Raw genomic sequence first — 22,203 nt, 5'->3', positions numbered from 1 at the left:
AGCCGCCGGCGGTTTCGTTTCCAAAGTTAGATCAGATCTTAGTCGGCTTTCTGTGCTTCGACCGAGATCTGAACCTCCACTTCATCGCTGACGAAGGGGGCGAACTGGCCCAGATCGAACTCACTGCGAACGAGCGTTGTGGTCGCGTTGAAACCTGCCCATGGCTTGTTTGCCATTGGGTGCTGATCCACTTTGTTCAGCTTTGCATCCAGAACAACCGATTTGGTGACACCGTTCATAGTCAGGTCGCCGGTGATGTTTGCAGTGTCATCCCCGGTGATTTCAATACCAGTCGAGGCAAAGGTGACCATGTCGCCCTCGGAGGCTCCAAAGAAATCTTCGGTCATGAAGTGATCCGACCGCGCTTCCCATCCAGTGAACATCGACATCACAGGCATGGATACCGACACAGTCGAGGCAGCAGGGTTTTCCTGATCAAACATGATCTCGCCCTCAAAGCCCGAGAACATGCCATAGGTGGTCGAGAAGCCCAGGTGGTTATAGCTAAAGATCACTTGGCTGTGGCTTGGATCCAGAACATATTTCTCGGCACTGGCGAACGCTGAGGTCGCCGACAGTGCAATCGCGGCGGCAAGAAGTGTGGATTTCATGACAGTCTCCGGGTTTGTGAACACTATGCAAACTAGTACGTTTGCTCGGAAACAAAAATGTGCCGCCTAAGGGCGGCACACAAGTAGTTTTGATTCACAAACTCTGTGCCTTTTTGAACAGAATAAAAATCAGGCGAAAATTGTTACTGTTTGGCTCAATTGCGCTTTGAGCGCTCGGCTAACATCCGCCGATTGCAGGGGCAGCTTCATCAAAAGACTACCGTCGACGTCATAGAGTTCCACTTCATCGTCGTCGAAACGAGCTCCGCCCAGGGTATCATAGCTGCGGCGCAGCACGGTCTGTGGGCGACCGTTTTCATTCTTTTGCAGAATGCGCACTTCGCGACGGATTGGATCAAAATAGGCGTCTGGACGTGGGTCCATCAATTCGATCGTCAACAGGCTGACCCCGACAATCAGGAACAACATGGATGCGGCCAGCTTGATCGGCCAGACCTCGGCGCCAATCACTGACCCTGGCATCAGCCACATGGAGAAGGCCGAAACAATCAGAAACGCGCCCACAACGCGGGCCAGAATGACCCGCGCCTGCCAATTCGCCTTGAACGCGATCTTTACCGGTACCGAATGCTCAAAGCTTGCGCCGGATGTCTGCTTGGCAAGTGTATTTGTGTTCATCGCGGTCATAACATGTTCACCCTGAATAGGTCGCCTTTACTCGGCTTTGCTTTCCGGGTCCTCCCCGGCTTGGTAAACAACTTTGAGCCGAAAAGCGTCAGGAATTGGGCACAGCAAAGGAATTTGGGCGGCTTCACCAAGGCACCTAAGGCAGGCCTTGCCCCGCACGCGGAAACGTGTATACGGGGCCATCCTTCGCACTAAGCATGAATCGCGCAGCCTCTCGTGGCAGGGTCGCGAAGGACCAGATGGCCCCGCCTTTGAAATGCGCCTTGATATAAACAGGAGTGAACATGCCACTGTATGAGCATGTAATGATCGCGCGTCAGGATCTGTCCAACGCGCAGGCAGAAAGCCTTGTCGAACACTTCGGCACCGTTCTGGCTGACAATGGCGGCAACGTCATCGACAGCGAGTACTGGGGCGTTAAGACAATGGCCTACAAGATCAACAAGAACCGCAAGGGTCACTACTCTTTCCTGAAGACCGACGCCCCCGCCGGCGCCGTTCAGGAAATGGAGCGCCTGATGCGCCTGCATGATGACGTAATGCGCGTTCTGACCATCAAGGTCGACGAGCATGCCGAGGGCCCCTCGGTCCAGATGCAAAAGCGCGATGAGCGCGAAGGCCGCCGCGAGCGCCGTTGATCAACGCCTGACGAAAGGACATAAACCATGGCCGCAAAACCATTTTTCCGCCGCCGCAAGGTCTGCCCGTTCTCGGGTGAGAACGCGCCGAAAATCGACTACAAAGACACTCGTCTTCTGCAGCGCTACATCTCTGAGCGTGGCAAGATCGTACCTTCGCGCATCACCGCCGTTTCGGCAAAAAAGCAGCGTGAACTGGCCCGTGCTATCAAGCGCGCCCGCTTCCTCGCCCTGCTGCCCTACGCCGTGAAGTAAGGAGAGATTGACATGCAAGTTATCCTTCTGGAACGCGTTGCGAAACTGGGTCAGATGGGCGACGTCGTTGACGTCAAGTCCGGTTACGCCCGCAACTTCCTGCTGCCCCAAGGCAAAGCCCTGAGCGCATCAAACGCCAACATCGCGTCGTTCGAAGCCCGCAAGGCGCAGCTTGAAGCGCACAACCTGGAAACCAAGAAAGAAGCTGAAGCACTGGCTGAAAAGCTGGACGGTCAGCAGTTCATCGTGATTCGCTCGGCATCGGATGCTGGCGCGCTGTACGGCTCGGTCACCCCGCGTGACGCCGCCGACGCCGCGACTGAGGCTGGCTTCACTGTCGACAAGAAACAGATTGCCCTGATCGCTCCGATCAAGGAACTGGGTCTGCACTCGGTCGCAGTCAAACTGCATCCTGAGGTTGAAGTCGAGATCAAGATGAACGTTGCCCGTTCGGAAGAAGAAGCCGAACTGCAAGCTTCGGGCAAATCGATTCAGGAACTGGCCGCTGAAGAAGAAGCCGCTGCTGAATTCGAAATCGCCGAATTGTTCGACGATATCGGCTCGGCCGCATCGGATGATGACGACCTAGCATCTGACGCAGCACCCGCTGCTGAAGAAGACGACGCAAAAGCCTGATCAGGCCACGCTGAACGCATCAAAGGGCTGCGCCTTCCGCGCGGCCCTTTTTTGTTTCCAACCAGCAAAATTCAGCCCAAATTCGCCGATACGGTTGCGACACCCAATGCGATCCATATCATCGCGTTTCTGAGTTTGGAGTACATTAATGGCAATCTTCTCCCGTCGTGGCCTCATCACGTTGATCGCAATCTCGGCCCTCAGTGCGTGTAGCGGCGCCGAGGTATCGCGCAACGACACCGAAGCATTCGATCCTCCGCTCTACCCCAATGAGACGCCAGAACTGCGCGCATCGATCAACAAATGGGCCGATTATTACGAGCTGCCTCGCGATCTGGTGCATAAGCTGGCAATCCGTGAAAGCACGCACAGGCCCTGGGCCGTGAACCGGCCCTATTACGGCCTGTTGCAGATCCTGCCGGCCACAGCGCGCTCAATGGGCTATCAGGGCAACGCTCAGGGTCTTCTGGATGCGGATACCAATCTGGAGTTCGCAGGCAAGTACCTGCGGGGCGCGTGGCTACTGTCCGATGGCGACCAGAAACGGGCGATTTTCCTGTACGCAAAAGGCTTTTATCCCGAAGCGAAAGCGCGCGGAATGCTGGTTGAAACCGGCTTAAAATCGGCACCCTGACACCGTTCCAAATCCCGAACACGGCCTGTGGTTTGGAAATTTGGTGATAGTGATAAAAATGTTCTAGTCTACGCAAGTTATACTCAAATGTGCAGACAATTGGCACCTCGCCTTGTCATATTCCCAAAAGTATGTTGTGTTTTCTTGGTGAGGTAATTTGGGTTCCGCTCTAAGTTTACTACTGGTCCGAAGACACCATCGGACCTGTGGGATGGGCCGCAGTTGGTAGACGCCGCATGGAAATTGTTGATCTGAGCACTCTGCCGGATGCAGAAACTCGGTACACCGAGTTTCTCAAACAAGTGTGCGAAAAGCATGACATGGATCATGCCGCCTATGCAGGCATGAATCCTGCGTCTGGTACGGTTGCGGGCTTCGTAACCTATGATGATGCCTGGACCGAACACTACCAGAATCAGGGGTTGATCATGATCGACCCGACAATCCACATGGCCCGCCGCAGTATCGCGCCCGTGGATTGGAGCCGCTTGGAACGTGGCCCTGAATTCCAGCGCATGTTCAATGACGCCAGTGAATTTGGCATATCAAACCAAGGCGTTACGATACCGGTACGCGGGCCGTTCGGGGATATAGGGCTGCTGAGCGCCTCGCGCGACTGCAGCAAGGACGAGTGGCGCAAGCTCTACACCCATGTGATCGGCGACCTGCAATCCATGGCAGTCCATATTCACGACCATGTCGTGTCATCCGACGAACTCACTAGCGCGCTCTACCACCCCAATCTCTCAACCCGCGAGGTCGAGATCCTGCAATGGGTTGCAGCAGGCAAATCACAACAAGATATCGGCGATATTCTATCAATCTCGCACCGCACTGTCGAAGTGCACCTGCGCTCCAGCCGCGAAAAGCTGAGCGCTTTGACCACGCCGCAAGCGGTTGGTCGGGCTATAGCCATTGGTCTGATTACGCCTAGTTAGACACAAAAAACCCAAAATTCCGTCAAAATACGGGAAACCCCCAATAGAAAACCCCCAGCAAAACGGTAACGTCTAGTTTACCGAACAACCACTCGAAGGGGGAAAAAATGATTGTTGTTGTTGATGGGCTGAACAGACACCTGTTCGGCGAAGTTCTCGACGAAATGTTCCAGCTGCGTGCACGCGTTTTTGGCGGACGCCTCGGCTGGGATGTAAATATCGAAGATGGAAAAGAGATCGACGAATTTGATCATCTGGACCCGGCATATGTAATCGGACTCGACGACGGGGGGAATGTCGTCGCAGCCGTGCGTGCCCTACAGACCACCGGACCTCACATGCTGGCTGACGTCTTCTCGGCCATTCTCGACGGCGAAGCACCGATCCGCAGCGCAAGAATGTGGGAATCCACCCGCTTCTGCGTCGACACGCAACGGCTCAGCCGCGGGAAAGAGAAGAACTCGGTTTCTTACGCTACCTGCGAACTGATGATTGGCTCACTCGAATACGCCAAAAATGCCGGTATGGATGATATTATCACCGTCATTGATCCAGTCATGGATCGGGTTCTGAAACGCTCGAACTGTGCACCTTACGACTATGTGGGAAAGACCGTTCCAATGGGCAAAGTGTCGGCGCTGGCCGCCTTGCTTGATTGCACGGACGAACGCATCCAGGGCATTCGAGAGTTCGCCGGGATCCGTGAAGATGTGTTCCTGGAGGACGAAGAAGCGCTCGCCCTGTTCAACTCGAAAAAACTGGTCGAGAAACAGCCTGCGAACCGCGACCACAAACCGCTCACTGATCTTGAGAAGTACTTTGTCGAGCAGATGAGCGCAGCGCGCACCGAAGAAGAACGTCAGGATGTTCTTCGGTTGATCGAGACGCTGACCGATACCTTCACGCCAGAGCAAAGAAACGCTCTGCTACATACCCCCCGTGCTTTTGCTCATGAGGCCTGACCCCCTCACCTCATAATACAAAAGCCACCCACGCGGAGCCGCCCTGTGCAGAGGCGGCTCCGCTCTATTTTAGCCCCCACAAAGGGGGAAGAGGATTACTCCTCTTCCAGTGCCTCAACGGCCTTTTGCAGATCGTCCTTGCTGACTTCCTTGTCCGCAACTGTGGCCAGTTCGAACACATAGTCGACAACCTTGTCCTCGAAGATCGGCGCGCGCAGCTGCTGCTGCATCTGAGCGTTCTGCTGCACGAACTCAAAGAACTGGCGTTCCTGGCCCGGGTACTGACGCGCCTGGTTCATGATGGCCTGAGTCATCTCGGCGTCAGTCACTTCAACCTCGGCCTTTTGGCCCAGTTCAGCCAACAGCAAGCCCAGACGCACGCGGCGTTCGGCCAGCTTGTTGTGCTCGTCGGTCGGCTCAATCTCACCGTGGTCGTGGCCTTCCACATCCGGGTTTTCTTCGTGGAACAGCTGATGCGCGATCTGCTTGGCCTCGGCCTCAACTAACGACGGGGGCAGGTCAAACGAGACTTTCTCGTCCAGCACATCCAGCAGGCCGCGTTTCATAACGGCGCGCGAAGCGCCAGCATATTCAGCTTCCAGACGCTCAGAAATCTGACCTTTCAGGGCTTCCAGATCTTCGGCTCCGAATTTCTTGGCCAGCTCGTCATTCAGCTCAGCGGCAACCGGTTCTTTCACTTCTTTGATTGTGCAGCTGAAAACCGCATCTTTTCCGGCCAGGTGTTCAGCACCGTATTCTTCCGGGAAAGTGACGTTCACGTCCTTTTCTTCTTCGGTCTTCACGCCAATCAGCTGCTCTTCAAAGCCGGGGATAAAGCTGTTCGAGCCCAGAACCAGTGGGTAATCCTCAGCCGAGCCACCTTCGAACTCTTCGCCATCGACCTTACCGACAAAGTCGAACACGATCTGATCGCCGTCCTTGGCTTTCGAACCCTTGCGGCGCGCTTTGAAATCCTGCGCGGTTTCAGCCAGGTTGTTCAGCGCCTCTTCGACGGCTGCGTCATCAGCTTTGACAACCAGCTTTTCCAGCTCAACTGATTTCAGATCAACCTCTGGGATCTCGGGCAGGGCTTCGTAAGACATCGCAACTTCGACGTCGTCGCCTTCTTTCCAGTCCTCATTGGTCATCTTGACCTCGGGCTGCAACGCAGGACGATCGCCACTGTCTTCAAAGTGCTTGTTCATCGCACCGTCGATGGTTTCCTGCATGGCTTCGCCCAACAGACGCTGGCCAAACTGCTTTTTCAGCAGCGCCATCGGCACCTTGCCTTTGCGGAAACCTTTCATTTCGACTTCCGGCTGCGCTTCGGTCAGTTTTTCGTTGACCTTGTCGTCCAGTTCGGCTGCGGTCACAACGATGTTGTAGCCGCGTTTCAGACCTTCGTTCAGCGTCTCGGTAACCTGCATTGTGGTAGTCCCCATAGGATTCGGGGCGCGCAACACGGGCGCGCCGGGCAAATTTGACGCCTTCTATTTGCACAGCCGCCCGCGTGCAAGGGGGCAAAGGCCGGAACACGCTTCATTTGCGCTGCATCCGTTCAAAAAACGCCCCGGATCTGACCGGGGCGCTTCAAATCCACGTGGGGTGATTAAATCAAAACCTCCAACGTGCGCCCAATACCCAGGCCTCGTTTTTGTCAAACGATGTACCATCGTCAAAGTCGTGACTGCGGTATTTTAGGTAAGCATCCGTGTTGATGCTGTCGATCCGCTGCACCAAGGCGATCCCCCAGGATTCGGTGCTGGAGCCGTCGGTTTCAAAATCTGAACCATCATAGTAGTCGATGCCTACACCGGTCTTTCCCCAGGCGATCCAATCGCCTTCATAAGACAGCTTCCCATACCAGAAGCTGGGGTCTGACGACCCGCTGCGTTCATCGTCTCGGGTACCGGCCGCAAAGGTAAAGCCAAACCCGCTGGGCAACAGAATCGAGGCTGACCCGATGGTATCCTTGCGATCCCCTGAATTGTCATCGCGCGACCGAACCGCATAAGCCAAGCCCGCCGCAAGCTCGATACCACCGGCGAGCGTATTTTCATAATTCACACCCACGTCGAAATAGTCATCATCATCGCTGCTGGACAGGATGTTCTGACCATATGCGATACCTGCCGAAAATCCGTTGAAACTGGGCGTATCATACCGAACGCGGCCACGGCGCGAGCCGTCAAAGTTGCTGCTCGAATCGCCGACGGTAATGTCGCTCAGAACACCATCGGTGCCCCGATAGAAGAAGCTCGAGTTTTCATCATTCGTGAACGAGTAGAGGGCAGTTCCAACATAGGACAGATCCACCTCGGACGCACCATCGGAAACCATGCTGCCCTGTCCGGCCGAGAATTTACCCCAGTCGCCCTTCAGCGCAAAATCCACATGCCGGATATCTTCGCGTGACCAACCTTCCGAGTTGGTGCCAAACTGATCTGCTTCGGCAGAATTTGGCAGGCCCAGCGCGGTTTCAAACCGGAACGTGAATTCGTTGGTCCCAAAGGGCTGCATAAGACGCAGGCCAACCCGGCTGTTGGACAGATCATTGTCCAGCACGCGGGTTTCGGTTTCCTGCCCATCATCGACTGAGATAAGCGCCGGGTTGAACTGACCGTACAGTTCGACATAGCCGCCACTGTTGTTTTCATACTTCAATTCGGCGATTGCCGAGGTGGCAGTGGCTGTGACCACAAGGGCCGCAGCGGACGTTGGTTTGAAATAAGAGTTCATATCAATCACCATCAATGGCTTAGGTTCTGGTACTGCCCAGACAATCACAAAAACATGTGTTTCCTGTGATGGGGTTTCCGGATCGCCCGCCGTCGATTCAGCTGCCTAATCCCACATAGGTGGGCGTCATTATTGTTTTGATCATAAACTAGGAATTGCGTGGCGTATCTTTTGATCCACCAAGGCAAGTTTGCACCTTGGCCTCGTGTCTTGCAATTCCCAGAGCAGCGCTCTGCCGTCAGCTGCACTGTGAACGTGCAATTTCTCAGTGTTCTCGGCCAAAACCCGCTGATCGTCGTTACATTTCCAGCGCCCGGAACACGGCAGGAAGTTGTTCTGGCAAGTCTTCGGCGATCAGACCTGGCCCAAACTGTCGGGCACACTCCACATGCAGCCAGGCCGCGCTTTCTGCGGCCTGCATTGGGCCAAAACCGCGCGCAAGCAAACCAGCGATAAACCCGGCCAGTACATCGCCCGACCCCGCTGTTGCCAGCCAAGGGGCCGCGCGCTCGTAAACTGCGGCATTGATCGAGCATCGCCCGTTCGGGTCGGCAATCACCGTGTCTGGCCCTTTGAACAGCACAACGCACCCTGCCCGTTTGGCAGCCTCTCGCGTCGCATCAACCTTGGAATAGGCCGGGCCTTTGGTTGGCACAGCGTTTAGTTTGTCCGAGATGTCCGGAAACAACCGCGCGAACTCCCCCCCGTGTGGCGTCAGCACGCAGTTCTTGTGCAGTTGCGCGAACAAAGCAGCAGGGTCGTCTGCAAAAGCGGTCAAAGCATCCGCGTCCAAAACCGTTGCGCGACCAGCTTCCAAAGCAAGCGGCACAAGTTCGCGCGCACGCGCCAAACCCAAACCGGGGCCAAGACACAAAGCGTCAAGCCGTTCGTCCTGCAACAGCTCGGATAAGCCGTTTGCATCGTCAATCCGCTGCAACATGATGGCTGTCACCTGCGCCGCAACCTCCATCTGCGCCGATGGAGGAACGCCCAGCGTCACCAACCCCGCCCCGATCCGCAAAGCCCCCCGCGCCGCCAACCGTGCCGCTCCGGTTTTGCCGGGCCCGCCGGAGAGGATCAGTGCATGGCCGTGGGTGTATTTGTGTGACAACACAAACTTGACGAGTTCTCGCGGGTCCGAAGAAACGTAACCGTCCGCCTTCGCATCGACTTGGGTCAACTGCACCAGATGTGAATCGCTTTCAGACAGTTCGCAGCTTCCAAGGCCGATAGATCTAACGACCGCTTTTCCGCAAAGATCAGGCCCCATTCCAAGAAAATGACCAACCTTCAAAGCATGAAACGAAACAACCAATTCTGCGCGATAGCTGTGTCCAATTTGCTTTCCGCTATCCGAACATAGACCCGAAGGAACATCGACGGCTACGCGTTTGATGTTCTCATGTGACATCAGGTTTTGCATAAGCAAATCGAACTCAAAAATGTTGTTTGGCAGCGGCTTTGACAGCCCCGTACCGAACACAGCATCAACGATCACCGTTGGAACTTCCGACTTAGCAAAAACATCGATCAACTTAAGGCGTGTATGAGCTGGTAACTCTGATGGGGGGTACACTTCTCCGATACTTGCCCACCGCTCGTAATTCACCCGTGCATCCGACGGCAGCTTCTCTGGATCGCCATACAGAAATACCTCAACCTCCCATCCCCGCTCTCGCAACAACCGCGCGACTACAAACCCGTCACCGCCATTGTTCCCCGGCCCACACAACACCAGTGCACGCAGGGGATCCCTTTCATCTGGCCCCAAATATGCCGGGGAGCGGTCTTGATCGTTTGCGCCATCGGTTCGAACACCCGATGGCGACGGGCTGGCTCCTCGGCCCTTCAACTCCGGCCATTCCTCGATGATCGCTTCAACAACGCCCTGCCCGGCGCGCTCCATCAATTCCAGCCCGGTGACTTTACCGGACTCGATAGCCGCCTGCTCAACCGCCCTCATTTGCGCCGCTGTCAGCAATTCCACCATCCCGAACCCTCACGCGATTCAATTCCGATTACTTTTTGTGCAAAGCGCACAAAACTTAACCCGCCACCAAGATTCCATCCATCCGAAACAGGCCAAATCCGCAATCACATTGCCCCCCTGATTTAGACGTGATCACTGCGGTTCTGACAACCATGCGAGGTGAGCCGGGATGAAAAAGATCGAAGCGATCATCAAGCCGTTCAAACTGGACGAAGTGAAAGAGGCATTGCAGGACGTTGGCGTCCAGGGCCTCAGCGTGATCGAGGTTAAGGGCTTTGGCCGCCAGAAAGGTCACACGGAGCTCTACCGTGGTGCCGAATATGTGGTCGATTTTCTGCCCAAGGTGAAGGTCGAGGTGGTGCTGGACGACGATCAGGTCGATGCAGCCATCGAAGCCATCGTTTCGGCCGCAAAAACCGACAAAATCGGCGACGGTAAAATCTTTGTCTCGCCCGTTGAACAAGCCATCCGCATCCGTACCGGCGAAACCGGCTCGGACGCGCTGTAACATACCTATCTTCAAACCAGAGGAAACAAGAGAATGAGCAAGGACGCAGTTCTTCAGCTGATCCGCGATGAAGACGCAGAATATGTCGACATCCGCTTTACCGACCCGCGCGGCAAACTTCAGCACGTGACCATTATGGCCGATCAGGTTGACGAAGACTTCCTCGAAGAAGGCTTCATGTTCGACGGGTCATCCATCGCGGGCTGGAAATCAATCGAAGCGTCGGACATGAAACTGATGCCTGACACCGACAGCGCCTATGTCGATCCGTTCTATGCCGAAAAGACCATCTGTGTGCACTGCTCGGTTGTTGAGCCCGATACTGGCGAAGCCTATGATCGTGACCCGCGCGGCACGGCCCAGAAAGCCGAAGCATACCTGAAATCCTCGGGTATCGGTGATGTTGCCTATATGGGGCCCGAAGCTGAATTCTTCCTGTTTGACGACGTCCGCTTTTCGAACAGCATCAACAAGGTTTCCTACGAGGTGGATGCCACCGACGCGTCGTGGAACACCGACACCGAGTACGAGATGGGCAATATGGGCCATCGTCCGGGCGTCAAGGGCGGTTATTTCCCGGTCAACCCGATTGATGAAAGCCAGGACCTGCGGTCGGAAATGCTGTCGACCATGAAGCGTCTGGGCATGAAGGTCGACAAGCACCATCATGAGGTTGCATCCTGTCAGCACGAGCTGGGTTTGATCTTCGACAGCCTGACCAAACAGGCCGACGAGCTGCAGAAATACAAATACGTCATCCACAACGTCGCCCACGCCTACGGCAAATCGGCAACCTTCATGCCGAAGCCGATCGCAGGCGACAACGGCACCGGCATGCATGTGAACATGTCGATCTGGAAAGACGGCAAGCCGCTGTTTGCGGGCGACAAATACGCTGATCTCTCGGATGAGGCGTTGTATTTTATCGGCGGCATCCTGAAGCACGCCAAGACCCTGAACGCCTTCACCAACCCGGCGACCAACAGCTACAAGCGCCTGATCCCCGGTTTCGAAGCCCCTGTTCTGCGCGCCTACTCGGCCCGTAACCGTTCGGGTTGTGTCCGTATTCCGTGGACGGAAAGCCCGAAAGCCAAGCGCGTCGAGGCTCGTTTCCCCGATCCGGCTGCAAACCCCTATCTGTGCTTCGCAGCCCTGCTGATGGCTGGTCTGGACGGCATCAAGAACAAGATCGATCCAGGCGAAGCCATGGACAAGAACCTGTATGATCTGCCTGCCGAAGAGCTGGCCGACATCCCAACCGTTTGCGGCTCGCTGCGTGAAGCTCTGGAAGCACTCGCATCGGATCACGACTTCCTGCTGCAGGGCGACGTGTTCACCAAAGACCAGATCGACGGCTACATCGCATTGAAGATGGAAGAGGTCGAAACCTACGAGCACACGCCGCACCCGGTTGAGTACGGTATGTACTACAGCTGCTGATCCGTCACAGGGTTACATCTGCAAGGGCGTCCATACGGGCGCCCTTGTTTCGTTTTTTCCGATCTTCGAAACCCGCACCATCCGGGTAGGAGAGATCGCATGTCATCCGATACCACCTTTTCTCGCTTCCCAGCCATAGTTTCGTCGATTAAAGGTTTCGAACACACTACCGGCGCAGATTTGCGTGGACCCAAAGCTTTCGAGGAACGGTTCGAAAGTTTAAGAAGAACCAGCGAGTTCGGCCTTTGCAAATTACATTGCGAAATCCTGCGGACCATCTACGCTCTAGACACCACAGCCATATCGGATTGCCCCCAATGTTGCGTATATTGTTGATTTCCTTTGTCCTGATCATGCCAACACTTGGCACTGCGGCACCTTGCGGGAACTCAAGTGCAGGGTTCGAGGCCTGGAAGGCCGATTTCGCCAAACAAGCCCGTAAGGCAGGTGTGAAAAAAAAGGGCCTTCAAGCGTTGGCCCAGACGCAATATGCCACAAGAACGATCGCCGCGGACCGAAACCAGAAGAGTTTCAGATACTCGCTGGACAAGTTCATGCGCGTGCGCGGCGCAGATACGATTGTCGCCCAAGGACGCAAGCGCAAAGCCCGGAACCCACAGTTCTACGCCGCGCTTGAACAGCAATATGGCGTGCCAGCCGGGGTTCTGATTGCCATTCATGGTATGGAAACCGGCTTTGGAAATTTCATGGGCGACAGTCAGGTTGTGTCAGCAATAACCACTCTGGCCTATGATTGTCGCCGATCCGAGTTCTTTGTTCCGCATGCAATTGGGGCACTCAAACTGGTCGATCAGGGCAGTATCACCATGGCGACAAAAGGGGCAAAACATGGCGAACTGGGCCATACCCAGTTCCTCCCGGGCAATGCACTGAAATATGGCGTGGATGCTACCGGAGACCGCCGCGTGGATTTTTACAACCTGACAGATGCTATGGCCTCAACCGCCAATTTCCTGCGCAAAAAAGGGTGGAAACCGGGGCGCGGATATCAGCCGGGGCAACCCAATTTCGCGGTTATCGAACAATGGAACGCAGCCACGGTTTACCAGCAATCCATTGCCATCATGGCCGCCCGAATCGATCAATAGCCCAGTCACGCGCTCAACACGTGATTTGCGCAATTTCGCCACAATGTCGCCATAGCAGTCGCAAAAACCCCTTATTTTATTGGTTTCCAAAGCGTAATCAATCATCCGGTTTTCTGATTTTTTTGCACTTTTCGTCAAATTCTACCCAAAAACGGTTGTTAACCTTTGATTTGCAACGAAAGCGACAAAGGAAACTCCCGTGGCTCAGAACCGCAGTTATCATGGCGGCCTGCAATTCGATGGCGACGCCGATGGCGCGATCGAACGGTTTGGTTCGATCGTCGCGACAACACTTGAGGATTACGGTCATCTGATCGAGCGTAAAGCGATGCTGAATCACACAGAGGCCAGCATCGTCTCAAGCCAGTATCTGGTGCGCCTGACGCTTAAGCGCGAGACCGCGAACGCTGACACCCATCATGACCGCCTGGATCGGGTGGTGGGGCTGAAATCAGCCCCGCGCCGCCGTATCGCCACACGCCCGCAGAACAAGTTGCAGATCACTGTCTCACCGGTCTCTCCTGTGCTGGACGATCCTGAGATTTCTGAGCTGATGCTGGCGGTAATGCTGTATCGTATGGTCGATATCTGCTCGACCCGTCGGGTCGAATGGCTATCGCCGCGTACTGTTCTGACGCTCGAACAGTTCATGAGTGCATTTGACACCCTGGCGCCCGGAAAATCCCGAGACCGAAAACAAATCTTCCAATCGATATCCGGTCAGTTCGCGGGGGTGGATATACCCGAGCCCAAAGAACAGATCGCGGTCTTGAACCCCTCTGCCCGCCCGATCCAACTGACCGATGACCAACTACTGAGCATCGCGTTTCGCGCAGATGAAACGTTGGAGCCGGCCTCAAACGAAAACAAACCTTTTGAACAGGTCCAAGACAATACCGAAGACGAAGACCGCCCAAGCGACATCCTGCGGCTCAGCAGTTGGTGTGTAACGGGCGTGATCGCCAGCGTTTCCATGCCCATCGCCTGTTCGATGGCGGCCGTCAATCTGATCCGGGGTGAAGATTTCCGGCTGAACACGCAGGTTCTGGTCTTTTCCTCTGCCATCGTTGCGCTGAACACCAGCAATGCCTTTGCCGACGTGGTCAACGTCCTCGGCATGTAACAGAATTACCGAAGACCCTCCTTGGAGGCCCCGCCGTCAGGCGGGGTTTTCCATTTCTGGCAGGCTGTCTGCGGCCAGAACATAGGTGTGGATCGAAAACACGACCGCCCCGGTGCCCGGCAAACGCATCAAGGTTTGGCGTTCGCTGCGTAGATACGAGGTTGTCCCCTCCTGGGGCTTTTCACGCGGGGTGCTAGCGCTGCGGGGCTGATAAAGCTCGGGGTCTTCATACCAAAGCGCATTGAAGCGCCACAGCGGACGGTCAGGCTTTATCCCATCGAACAGGCGTTGAACGCGCCGGGCAATGTTGTCGTCACAGCTGTCGACTGGGATGTGAATATCCACCAAAGGCCGCATGAACTTTTCCGACGGGCGCCAGCTGGCCGGAAAGCACAGAATCGCGCCCGTCAGGACATGCTGGTCGCCATGCTTTTGCAGGATGCAAAAATCCTCCTGAACCAGCAGGCAGAGCGTATCCAATGGCCGTGCCGTATCAATTTCAACGCGCGCCCCATCAGGCCGAATTACGTGATCAGTGGCACTAGGGTAAGCTGTTGTCAGAACCAGTGCCAACAACTCCTGCGCGGCCTCTTCTGCCTGGGGATCAAGCACCAGCACATCGTCACGACGTTCATATAGCAGCGCCGCGCGCCTATCCATCTGCGCTGCAAAGGCATCATCCTGATACAGCCAATCCTGCATTTTCGTGGACTGAATACCCGGTAAGGCACGTAAGTCCGTCGGATCATACGGAATTTTCTTTTGCAGGATCACACTCATAAAAACCAGCTATCATTGAATTTCCCGAATGTCGGTCAAAAAACGACAAGCGGGCGGTCGCAATCTTCTGCGACGTCTTTCGACCGTCTTAACAAGATTACCTCAAACAGAGGGAGGCGCGTTGTGAATCAGCACTATCGGGATACCCGTAAAATCGACCCAACCCGCGGCGAAACGCTGGGCGATGGCACACCGAACGACAACGACAGAATCGAGATCGGGCCCACGCAGCTGGCCTTTGACGAATGGTCAGCCGCAGGGCTGATCTTGCCCAATCTGGACCAGATGCGCGCGTTTCGCTGGGAACGCCTAACCCAGGCCATCGTGGATCGCGGTTATGGTGGTTTGCTGATTTTCGACCCCCTGAACATCCGCTACGCAACCGACAGCACCAATATGCAGCTGTGGAACACCCACAACCCATTCCGTGCAGTCCTGCTGTGTGCTGATGGCTATATGGTGATCTGGGACTATAAGAACTCCCCTTTCCTCTCCACCTTTAACCCTCTGGTCCGCGAACAGCGCTCTGGCGCAGATCTGTTTTACTTTGACCGTGGCGACAAGGTGGATGTGGCCGCCGATGTGTTCTCGAACGAGGTGCGGGTGCTGATCGAGCAACATGGCGGCGGCAACAAACGTCTAGCCGTCGACAAAATCATGCTGCACGGGCTGCGCGCGCTTGAGGCACAGGGTTTCGAGATCATGGAAGGCGAAGAGCTGACCGAGAAAACCCGCGCCATCAAAGGACCCGATGAAATCCTGGCCATGCGCTGTGCCAGCCATGCCTGTGAAACCGCCGTGGCCGAGATGGAAGCCTTTGCGCGCGCCAATGTGGGCGATGGAAAGACATCCGAAGATGACATCTGGGCCGTTCTGCATGCCGAAAACATCCGCCGCGGTGGTGAGTGGATCGAGACGCGCCTCTTGGCGTCGGGCCAACGCACAAACCCCTGGTTCCAGGAATGCGGCCCCCGGATCACGCAGCAGAATGAAATCATCGCATTTGACACCGATCTGGTCGGTTCCTACGGGATTTGCGTCGATATTTCACGCACTTGGTGGATCGGGGATCAGAAACCGCGTGCCGACATGATCTATGCGATGCAACATGCCCATGAGCATATCATGACCAATATGGAGATGCTGAAACCCGGCGTCATGATCCCCGAGTTGACAGCGAATTCGCACCGGCTGGATGATAAGTTTCAGGCCCAGAAATATGGCTGCTTGATGCACGGCGTTGGCCTGTGCGATGAATGGCCTCTGGTCGCCTACCCGGACAAGGCGGTTGCAGGCGCTTATGACTATCCGCTGGAACCCGGCATGGTTTTGTGTGTCGAGGCTGCGGTTGGCGAGGTGGGCGGCGATTTCTCGATCAAGCTGGAAGATCAGGTTCTCATAACCGAAGACGGCTATGAGAACCTGACGCGATATCCGTTTGATGCCCAGCTTATGGGGCTATAGCAACCCGGTTAGTCAGGCCAGTTCGACCGCCGCACGTTGCCATGCCAGTCTTCGACGGGCGGGCTGATTGTATCAGAGTGCTCATTCTCGCTAAGTGGCAAGGACTGGCCCAGTGCGAACCCCAAGACGACGGCCAGAATAAGTGCGACCAGCCGTTCCATGCCAACCCAGGGTGCATTTGGCTTTGCTGTAATATCTACCATGTTTCCCTCCGGCTATGGTTTCGATAGCGGGTAGATGGGTCTTTATGTGAAATAATTAAAACGAATGTTTGACTGACTATACATCACAAAACGGAATGTATGACTTATCTTCCGGTTTCGATGACGGACCACAAACCCGTCACCAACCTTACGGCAGTCCCTCACCTTACCGTGACGCCTTTGACATATAGGTTGTGGCAGGCCCTGCATGATCGCAATATTGCAAACGCCCCCAATGGAAGGAGCCGAAATGCCTACGGAACGCATCACCTTTGCCGGTCATGATGGCGGCCAACTTGCCGCTCGGCTGGATTTACCCGATGGTCCGGTTCTGGCGACGGCCCTGTTTGCCCATTGCTTCACCTGTTCCAAAGATATCCCTGCCGCGCGCCGTATCTCAGCCCGATTGGCGGCGATGGGAATCGCTGTGCTTCGGTTCGACTTCACAGGGCTTGGGCATTCCGAGGGCGAGTTTGCCAACACCACTTTCACATCGAATGTCGAAGACCTGATTGCGGCGGCGACGTATCTGGCTGGCCGAAACATGGCCCCGGCCCTGCTTATTGGCCATTCACTTGGGGGAGCCGCTGTGCTGCGCGCTCGCGCGGGTATCCCATCGGTCAAAGCGGTGGTCACGCTTGGGGCCCCTGCGGATCCCAGCCATGTTTCGCACCATTTCGAACAGGCCCTGACCGAGATACAGCAGGAAGGCAGCGCCGAGGTCTCGCTGGGTGGTCGACCGTTCCGCATTGGCAAAGCGTTTGTGGACGACATTGCTGAAACGGCCCTAACACCCTCGGTGGCAGAGTTGAAAGCCGCCTTGCTGATCCTTCATGCACCCTTGGATGAAACAGTCAGCATCGACAACGCCAGCACCATCTTTCTGGCCGCCAAGCATCCCAAAAGCTTTGTGACGCTTGATGACGCTGATCACCTGATCACCCGTGCCGCGGATGCGGAATATGCGGCAGATGTGATCGCTGCGTGGGTGTCACGATATGTGCCCCTGCGCCCCCCGGCCCCACCTCCCGGCGCGCCAGAAGGCGTTATTCGTGTGACCGAAGCAGACCCGGGTGGGTTTTTGCAGGATATTCAGGCCGGGCCGCGCCATCATGCTGTGGCGGATGAACCTGTGTCATATGGCGGCACAGATCGCGGAATGTCGCCTTATGGGTTCGTCTCGTCCGGGCTTGGGGCCTGCACGTCGATGACCATTCGCATGTATGCAAGACGCAAACGGTGGCCTCTGACCGGCATCAGTGTGGACGTGTGTCATGACAAAGTTCATGCACAGGATGCTGGGCTGGCAAATGAAGGCAAAGTGGACCAGTTCAATCGCAAAATCCGGCTTCAGGGTCCTCTGACCCAGGAACAAAAAGAGCGGCTGCTGGAAATTGCCGACAAATGCCCCGTGCACAGAACGCTGGAAGGCTCGGCACTTGTTACGACCATACTGATTGACAACTGATTGGAATAGCTGCCACAAGGCCGCTCTATCAGGCAGTAAGCGGCGGGCGCATGGACAAACAGATCGTTTGCATCAACTGGGGCACGCGCTACGGTGCCCCCTAAATCAACCGTCTGTACCGGATGGTCTGTGCCAACACCACGCCGCCGTTTCGGTTTGTCGCGTTTACTGACACGCGCGAAGGGGTCGACACCGGCGTTGAATGCTTTGACCTGCCCGAAATGCCGGGATTCATGCCCGAACGCACCATCGGCCAATGGCCGAAATCCAGGCTTTGGGCTGCTGAACTGGCCGATCTAAAGGGGCCATTTCTGTTCCTGGATCTGGATGTTGCAATCACAGGGTCGCTGGATCCCTTCTTTGAGTTTGGCGATGCGGACGATGTTGTTCTGGCGCGCAACGTGGCCAAACCGTTGAACCGGTTGGGGCAGACCTCAATCTACCGTATGCCGGTTGGTGCGCTCGCCTCGCTTCAGGATGTCTTTGCCGCCGACCCTCAGGGCGTGGCCGACAAATATCGGTTCGAGCAGCATTTCGTCACGAAGAATGCGCCAAACGGGGTGAAGTTCTGGCCAACCGGATGGGTTCGCCATTTCCGCATTGAATGCATTCCGACTTTCCCGCTGAACTACTTCAAGGACACACGCCCGCCCAAAGGCACCCGCGTGGTCGTCTTTGCCGGATCGTTGAGCCCGCCGGACGCGATCAAGGGGCAATATAACGACGCGGTTCCGCACCTGCCCCCGAAGCAGCATATTCTGCGGGCGCTCAGGTCAAAGCACAAACTCCGCGCGATACGGCAGTACTTTCGACCTGCAAGCTGGGTTGCCCGGATCTGGGATCGGGCCGAACGCAACTAGTTTCGACTCGCTTTCGTAAGCTATGCAAAATCTCAAAAACGAAAAAACCGCGCCGGATCTCTCCGGCGCGGGTCATTCAGATTGAAAATGGCAATCGCGGTTAGCCGCGTGCGTTTCCGACCAGTTTCCAAACCGCAGGGATCAGCAGAGCAGCCAGAGCCAGCTTAATCGCATCCCCTGCCAGGAATGGTGTCAGACCCCATTCAAGGATCGGCTTGTCCCAACCATACAATTGGCCCAGCCACAGCAGACCGGGAACATAGATCAGCACGTTGGCCAAAAGCAGTGCGAATGCCAGTTTGCCAACCGACCGGTCCCAGCCGCGTGCGGCCAGAGAGCCCAGCAAAACGGTGGTCAGCAGATAGCCAACCAGGTAGCCACCCGTGCCACCCATCATATAGGTCAGGCCGAATTTCTCAGCCGAGGAGCCGGCGAAAACGTCAAAGCCCAAAGCGCCGACCAGCAGATATCCCATCATGGTCACCAGACCCAGACGTGCCCCATAGGCTGTGCCGATGGTCAGAACGGCAAAGGTACCCATTGTCATCGGAACCGGCCACATCGGCACTTTGATCTTTGCGGCAACGGCCAATGCAACGATGCCCAGAACAACCAGAGCCACCTGTTTGACGCGCAGCGCCGTCCCTTCGCGCGGGCCAAATGCGTTGGCCAATACGTTTGCGTTCATCTCATATCTCCACATTCGGACTTGTTTGCACCTGCAGCAATGCCTGTTCCGGGCGTCTGCTGCAAGATGATTACGCTATCGCAGCGTGTATTTGGTTTCCATTTCATAGGATTTTCGCGGCCCAGACACGGTCCAGCGGACTGTCCAGCGCGGCCATCCCGAGAAATCATAATGTGCATCATAGCTGTCAGGGGGGCAATCATGATGGTCGGCCGCGGTGGTTGCACCCAGCTTCAGCGCATGAAAATACCGACCGTCTTCAAAATGAATGGCAATGCGATCGCCATCTGGCTGCCAGAGATAGCGCCGCGTGCCCTTCATCGGCGGCTGGCCGGGCATGCGCACCGTCACCTCTTCGCTATAGATCAGACCATCGGCATCCGGTACCAGATTAGCATGGCCATCGGCCTGCACAATCTGCCCGGCCTTGTCATCACGGATTTTCCGCATCAGCGACCAGGTTCCCGCGAAATCCTTCAGTTCGCGTGGCAGGGTCATTCCGCAAACGCCCCATCCGTTGTGTTGCCCGCATCATCAATGAACCGGATCGTCTGGCCGTTCTGTTGAACATCATAACAGGCCCACAGGTCCGAGGGCGGCCAGAGCGAGCAATAGCGACCCTCCCGAACGGCCCACCGGCCTGCACTGTGTTCGCCCAAAAAATACTGCGTCAGCATCGAGGCCTCAAAGGTCTGCCAAGCACCGTTTCCATAATCCAGCTTCTGATCCGTCAATGCGGCTCGGATTTCGGGACCTGACAACGCACGGAATTCGCTGGCGGCCAAAACACCCGGCCAGATCGCTAGAATCAGGGCAAACCGTCTCATATCCGTACTCTCGTCTTGTTCCGCTGGCTGCGCAGGTTTAAACCCCGCGGCATCACCCACTGCCCAATCACAATAAGGCGATGCTGCCAATGATTCCACGTTATTCCCGCCCCGATATGGTCGCCATCTGGTCGCCTGAAACCAAATTCCGCATTTGGTACGAAATTGAGGCCCATGCCTGCGACGCCATGGCCGATCTGGGCGTGATCCCGCGCGAAAACGCCGAGGCCGTGTGGAAAGCCAAGGATGTGGAATTTGACGTGGCGCGGATTGATGAGATCGAGGCGGTCACCAAACACGACGTCATCGCCTTTCTGACCCATCTGGCTGAACATGTCGGCAGCGAAGAGGCGCGTTTTGTGCATCAGGGCATGACCTCATCAGACGTGTTGGACACCTGCCTGAACGTGCAGCTGACCCGCGCCGCTGACATTCTGATCGCGGATCTCGAAAGTCTGTTGGCGGCCCTGAAGCGCCGTGCAATCGAACACAAACACACCGTCCGCATCGGCCGCAGCCACGGCATCCATGCGGAACCCACCACCATGGGCCTGACCTTTGCGCGCTTCTATGCTGAAATGGATCGCAACTTATCCCGCATGCGCGATGCCCGCGCGGAAGTTGCCACCGGCGCGATCAGTGGCGCGGTCGGCACCTTCGCCAATATCGATCCGCGCGTCGAAGAACATGTCTGCGACCAGTTGGGTCTGGTCCCCGAGCCGATCAGCACGCAGGTCATTCCACGCGACCGCCATGCAGCCTTTTTTGCCACGCTGGGCGTCATCGCAAGCAGTATCGAAAACATCGCCATCGAGATCCGCCATATGCAGCGGACCGAGGTGCTGGAAGGGGCCGAGTTCTTCTCGATGGGTCAAAAAGGCTCGTCGGCGATGCCGCACAAGAAGAATCCTGTTCTGACCGAAAACCTGACGGGTCTGGCCCGCATGGTCCGCGCCGCCGTAATCCCGGCAATGGAGAATGTGGCGCTGTGGCATGAACGCGATATCTCGCATTCCTCGGTCGAGCGTATGATCGGCCCCGATGCCACGATCACATTGGATTTTGCGCTGGCCCGTCTGACCGGCGTGATCGACAAGATGCTGATCTTCCCGGAAAACATGCTGGAAAACATGAACAAATTCCCCGGACTGGTCATGAGCCAACGTGTTCTGCTTGCCCTGACCCAGGCAGGCGTCAGCCGTGAAGACGCCTATGCCATGGTTCAGCGTAACGCGCTGAAGGTCTGGGAACATCGGACCGACTTCAAAGAAGAATTGCTGGCGGACGCCGATGTCACCGCTGCGCTGAGCGCCGAGGAAATCGAAGAAAAATTCGACCTCGGCTATCACACCAAACATGTCGATACGATTTTCGAACGTGTGTTTGGGGAATAAGCACCTGCGGTAACTCAAAAAAAAAGCCCGGCTAGCCTGATGCTGGCCGGGCTTTTGGTGAATCTACGGGAATCGGGTAGTCTGGTGGCGATGTTTCCGCGAAAAGGACAGATCATGATCCGAACCGTATTTTACTCAATCGCACTTGTCTGCATGGCCTCAGCCAGCCTGGCTTGCAGCGCCCATACCAAGCAAACCCAGTCCTGTATCGAAGGCACGACCTGGGACCAGGAAACCCAAAGCTGCCTGAAAATCATCAACAGCTGAGGAAATTCTTTCCTGTTTGTG

The 22,203-nt window shown here is 56.0% G+C and carries 25 protein-coding genes; 15 read left to right on the top strand and 10 right to left on the bottom strand.

Translation table 11 applies throughout. From position 1 onward, the window contains the following. Positions 1–38: 38 nt before the first annotated feature. Both AC2FGE_RS01495 and AC2FGE_RS01490 read right to left on the bottom strand, forming a co-directional pair. The gene (locus AC2FGE_RS01495; protein WP_496817419.1) at positions 39–611 is read right to left on the bottom strand and encodes a YceI family protein; all 573 of its coding nucleotides are present in this window, start codon (positions 609–611) and stop codon (positions 39–41) included. 129 nt (positions 612–740) lie between these two features. Continuing rightward, complete coding sequence (locus AC2FGE_RS01490; RefSeq protein WP_496817418.1) at positions 741–1,259, bottom strand: hypothetical protein; 519 nt, start codon at positions 1,257–1,259, stop codon at positions 741–743. A gap of 284 nt (positions 1,260–1,543) precedes the next feature. On the opposite strand from AC2FGE_RS01490, the gene rpsF reads away from it, so the two are divergent. From rpsF to AC2FGE_RS01460, 6 genes are all read left to right on the top strand, one after another. Then, positions 1,544–1,897, top strand: coding sequence for a 30S ribosomal protein S6 (gene rpsF, locus AC2FGE_RS01485; protein WP_170530602.1), 354 nt, complete (start codon positions 1,544–1,546; stop codon positions 1,895–1,897). Positions 1,898–1,924: 27 nt separating this feature from the next. Next, entirely contained in the window at positions 1,925–2,152 is a 228-nt protein-coding gene (gene rpsR, locus AC2FGE_RS01480; RefSeq protein ID WP_005608650.1) for a 30S ribosomal protein S18, read from the top strand. Between the two features lie 12 nt (positions 2,153–2,164). After that, positions 2,165–2,788 carry a 50S ribosomal protein L9 gene (gene rplI / locus AC2FGE_RS01475; RefSeq protein WP_496817417.1) on the top strand — a complete coding sequence of 208 codons (624 nt, stop codon included), beginning with the start codon at positions 2,165–2,167 and terminating at the stop codon, positions 2,786–2,788. Between the two features lie 148 nt (positions 2,789–2,936). Further along, positions 2,937–3,422 (top strand): transglycosylase SLT domain-containing protein, encoded by a 486-nt coding sequence (locus AC2FGE_RS01470; protein WP_496817416.1) that lies wholly within the window; start codon positions 2,937–2,939, stop codon positions 3,420–3,422. Between the two features lie 236 nt (positions 3,423–3,658). Continuing rightward, positions 3,659–4,360 (top strand): LuxR family transcriptional regulator, encoded by a 702-nt coding sequence (locus tag AC2FGE_RS01465; protein ID WP_496817415.1) that lies wholly within the window; start codon positions 3,659–3,661, stop codon positions 4,358–4,360. 107 nt (positions 4,361–4,467) lie between these two features. After that, complete coding sequence (locus AC2FGE_RS01460) at positions 4,468–5,322, top strand: acyl-homoserine-lactone synthase (RefSeq protein WP_496817414.1); 855 nt, start codon at positions 4,468–4,470, stop codon at positions 5,320–5,322. A 95-nt stretch (positions 5,323–5,417) separates the two neighbouring features. Here AC2FGE_RS01460 and tig read toward each other — a convergent pair whose 3' ends face one another. The 3 genes from tig to AC2FGE_RS01445 all read right to left on the bottom strand — a co-directional run bounded on the left by tig (position 5,418) and on the right by AC2FGE_RS01445 (position 10,051). After that, the gene (gene tig / locus AC2FGE_RS01455; protein ID WP_496817722.1) at positions 5,418–6,749 is read right to left on the bottom strand and encodes a trigger factor; all 1,332 of its coding nucleotides are present in this window, start codon (positions 6,747–6,749) and stop codon (positions 5,418–5,420) included. A gap of 187 nt (positions 6,750–6,936) precedes the next feature. Continuing rightward, positions 6,937–8,061 (bottom strand): porin, encoded by a 1,125-nt coding sequence (locus AC2FGE_RS01450; RefSeq protein ID WP_496817413.1) that lies wholly within the window; start codon positions 8,059–8,061, stop codon positions 6,937–6,939. A 298-nt stretch (positions 8,062–8,359) separates the two neighbouring features. Then, positions 8,360–10,051: an NAD(P)H-hydrate dehydratase gene (locus AC2FGE_RS01445; RefSeq protein WP_496817412.1), complete on the bottom strand. Its 1,692-nt coding sequence runs from the start codon at positions 10,049–10,051 to the stop codon at positions 8,360–8,362. 169 nt (positions 10,052–10,220) lie between these two features. On the opposite strand from AC2FGE_RS01445, the gene AC2FGE_RS01440 reads away from it, so the two are divergent. The 4 genes from AC2FGE_RS01440 (at position 10,221) to AC2FGE_RS01425 (ending at position 14,231) form a co-directional block, all read left to right on the top strand. Next, a complete protein-coding gene (locus AC2FGE_RS01440; protein ID WP_050602105.1) occupies positions 10,221–10,559 on the top strand; it encodes a P-II family nitrogen regulator in 339 nt (112 codons plus the stop codon). Positions 10,560–10,592: 33 nt separating this feature from the next. Beyond that, on the top strand, positions 10,593–11,999 hold the full coding sequence (gene glnA, locus AC2FGE_RS01435; RefSeq protein WP_496817411.1) for a type I glutamate--ammonia ligase: 1,407 nt from the start codon (positions 10,593–10,595) through the stop codon (positions 11,997–11,999). A 317-nt stretch (positions 12,000–12,316) separates the two neighbouring features. Continuing rightward, positions 12,317–13,108: a lytic murein transglycosylase gene (locus AC2FGE_RS01430; RefSeq protein ID WP_496817410.1), complete on the top strand. Its 792-nt coding sequence runs from the start codon at positions 12,317–12,319 to the stop codon at positions 13,106–13,108. Positions 13,109–13,307: 199 nt separating this feature from the next. Continuing rightward, complete coding sequence (locus tag AC2FGE_RS01425) at positions 13,308–14,231, top strand: hypothetical protein (protein WP_496817409.1); 924 nt, start codon at positions 13,308–13,310, stop codon at positions 14,229–14,231. A 36-nt stretch (positions 14,232–14,267) separates the two neighbouring features. Here AC2FGE_RS01425 and AC2FGE_RS01420 read toward each other — a convergent pair whose 3' ends face one another. Then, the gene (locus tag AC2FGE_RS01420; RefSeq protein WP_496817408.1) at positions 14,268–15,011 is read right to left on the bottom strand and encodes a heme-dependent oxidative N-demethylase family protein; all 744 of its coding nucleotides are present in this window, start codon (positions 15,009–15,011) and stop codon (positions 14,268–14,270) included. A 123-nt stretch (positions 15,012–15,134) separates the two neighbouring features. Between AC2FGE_RS01420 and dddP the strand changes: the two genes are divergently transcribed. Continuing rightward, positions 15,135–16,475: a dimethylsulfonioproprionate lyase DddP gene (gene dddP, locus AC2FGE_RS01415; RefSeq protein ID WP_496817407.1), complete on the top strand. Its 1,341-nt coding sequence runs from the start codon at positions 15,135–15,137 to the stop codon at positions 16,473–16,475. A gap of 8 nt (positions 16,476–16,483) precedes the next feature. Here dddP and AC2FGE_RS01410 read toward each other — a convergent pair whose 3' ends face one another. Continuing rightward, on the bottom strand, positions 16,484–16,678 hold the full coding sequence (locus tag AC2FGE_RS01410; RefSeq protein WP_480542383.1) for a hypothetical protein: 195 nt from the start codon (positions 16,676–16,678) through the stop codon (positions 16,484–16,486). Between the two features lie 250 nt (positions 16,679–16,928). Between AC2FGE_RS01410 and AC2FGE_RS01405 the strand changes: the two genes are divergently transcribed. Together AC2FGE_RS01405 and AC2FGE_RS01400 are read left to right on the top strand one after the other, a co-directional pair. Next, complete coding sequence (locus AC2FGE_RS01405; protein WP_496817406.1) at positions 16,929–18,146, top strand: bifunctional alpha/beta hydrolase/OsmC family protein; 1,218 nt, start codon at positions 16,929–16,931, stop codon at positions 18,144–18,146. Between the two features lie 104 nt (positions 18,147–18,250). Beyond that, a complete protein-coding gene (locus tag AC2FGE_RS01400; protein WP_496817721.1) occupies positions 18,251–19,006 on the top strand; it encodes a glycosyl transferase in 756 nt (251 codons plus the stop codon). A 100-nt stretch (positions 19,007–19,106) separates the two neighbouring features. Here the strand turns inward: AC2FGE_RS01400 and AC2FGE_RS01395 are convergent, their stop codons facing one another. The 3 genes from AC2FGE_RS01395 to AC2FGE_RS01385 form a co-directional block, all read right to left on the bottom strand. Further along, positions 19,107–19,694 (bottom strand): biotin transporter BioY, encoded by a 588-nt coding sequence (locus AC2FGE_RS01395; protein ID WP_496817405.1) that lies wholly within the window; start codon positions 19,692–19,694, stop codon positions 19,107–19,109. Positions 19,695–19,769: 75 nt separating this feature from the next. Beyond that, entirely contained in the window at positions 19,770–20,192 is a 423-nt protein-coding gene (locus AC2FGE_RS01390) for a DUF6314 family protein (protein WP_496817404.1), read from the bottom strand. Next, positions 20,189–20,521 (bottom strand): hypothetical protein, encoded by a 333-nt coding sequence (locus tag AC2FGE_RS01385; RefSeq protein WP_496817403.1) that lies wholly within the window; start codon positions 20,519–20,521, stop codon positions 20,189–20,191. Before AC2FGE_RS01385 ends, AC2FGE_RS01390 begins: the two co-directional genes overlap by 4 nt. Before the next feature lie 89 nt (positions 20,522–20,610). On the opposite strand from AC2FGE_RS01385, the gene purB reads away from it, so the two are divergent. Then, positions 20,611–21,915: an adenylosuccinate lyase gene (gene purB, locus AC2FGE_RS01380; RefSeq protein WP_496817402.1), complete on the top strand. Its 1,305-nt coding sequence runs from the start codon at positions 20,611–20,613 to the stop codon at positions 21,913–21,915. 114 nt (positions 21,916–22,029) lie between these two features. Next, positions 22,030–22,182, top strand: coding sequence for a hypothetical protein (locus AC2FGE_RS01375; RefSeq protein ID WP_496817401.1), 153 nt, complete (start codon positions 22,030–22,032; stop codon positions 22,180–22,182). Positions 22,183–22,203 lie beyond the last annotated feature (21 nt).

Source organism: Ruegeria sp. YTSA075, assembly GCF_059610245.1.
This window is presented reverse-complemented; position numbering and strand designations above follow the sequence as displayed.

Coding starts and splice junctions, on each gene's coding strand:
- AC2FGE_RS01495 (WP_496817419.1), bottom strand. CDS start 611: ATGAAATCCACACTTCTTGCCGCCGCGATTGCACTGTCGGCGACCTCA.
- AC2FGE_RS01490 (WP_496817418.1), bottom strand. CDS start 1,259: ATGACCGCGATGAACACAAATACACTTGCCAAGCAGACATCCGGCGCA.
- rpsF (WP_170530602.1), top strand. CDS start 1,544: ATGCCACTGTATGAGCATGTAATGATCGCGCGTCAGGATCTGTCCAAC.
- rpsR (WP_005608650.1), top strand. CDS start 1,925: ATGGCCGCAAAACCATTTTTCCGCCGCCGCAAGGTCTGCCCGTTCTCG.
- rplI (WP_496817417.1), top strand. CDS start 2,165: ATGCAAGTTATCCTTCTGGAACGCGTTGCGAAACTGGGTCAGATGGGC.
- AC2FGE_RS01470 (WP_496817416.1), top strand. CDS start 2,937: ATGGCAATCTTCTCCCGTCGTGGCCTCATCACGTTGATCGCAATCTCG.
- AC2FGE_RS01465 (WP_496817415.1), top strand. CDS start 3,659: ATGGAAATTGTTGATCTGAGCACTCTGCCGGATGCAGAAACTCGGTAC.
- AC2FGE_RS01460 (WP_496817414.1), top strand. CDS start 4,468: ATGATTGTTGTTGTTGATGGGCTGAACAGACACCTGTTCGGCGAAGTT.
- tig (WP_496817722.1), bottom strand. CDS start 6,749: ATGCAGGTTACCGAGACGCTGAACGAAGGTCTGAAACGCGGCTACAAC.
- AC2FGE_RS01450 (WP_496817413.1), bottom strand. CDS start 8,061: ATGAACTCTTATTTCAAACCAACGTCCGCTGCGGCCCTTGTGGTCACA.
- AC2FGE_RS01445 (WP_496817412.1), bottom strand. CDS start 10,051: ATGGTGGAATTGCTGACAGCGGCGCAAATGAGGGCGGTTGAGCAGGCG.
- AC2FGE_RS01440 (WP_050602105.1), top strand. CDS start 10,221: ATGAAAAAGATCGAAGCGATCATCAAGCCGTTCAAACTGGACGAAGTG.
- glnA (WP_496817411.1), top strand. CDS start 10,593: ATGAGCAAGGACGCAGTTCTTCAGCTGATCCGCGATGAAGACGCAGAA.
- AC2FGE_RS01430 (WP_496817410.1), top strand. CDS start 12,317: ATGTTGCGTATATTGTTGATTTCCTTTGTCCTGATCATGCCAACACTT.
- AC2FGE_RS01420 (WP_496817408.1), bottom strand. CDS start 15,011: ATGAGTGTGATCCTGCAAAAGAAAATTCCGTATGATCCGACGGACTTA.
- AC2FGE_RS01410 (WP_480542383.1), bottom strand. CDS start 16,678: ATGGTAGATATTACAGCAAAGCCAAATGCACCCTGGGTTGGCATGGAA.
- AC2FGE_RS01405 (WP_496817406.1), top strand. CDS start 16,929: ATGCCTACGGAACGCATCACCTTTGCCGGTCATGATGGCGGCCAACTT.
- AC2FGE_RS01395 (WP_496817405.1), bottom strand. CDS start 19,694: ATGAACGCAAACGTATTGGCCAACGCATTTGGCCCGCGCGAAGGGACG.
- AC2FGE_RS01390 (WP_496817404.1), bottom strand. CDS start 20,192: ATGACCCTGCCACGCGAACTGAAGGATTTCGCGGGAACCTGGTCGCTG.
- AC2FGE_RS01385 (WP_496817403.1), bottom strand. CDS start 20,521: ATGAGACGGTTTGCCCTGATTCTAGCGATCTGGCCGGGTGTTTTGGCC.
- purB (WP_496817402.1), top strand. CDS start 20,611: ATGATTCCACGTTATTCCCGCCCCGATATGGTCGCCATCTGGTCGCCT.
- AC2FGE_RS01375 (WP_496817401.1), top strand. CDS start 22,030: ATGATCCGAACCGTATTTTACTCAATCGCACTTGTCTGCATGGCCTCA.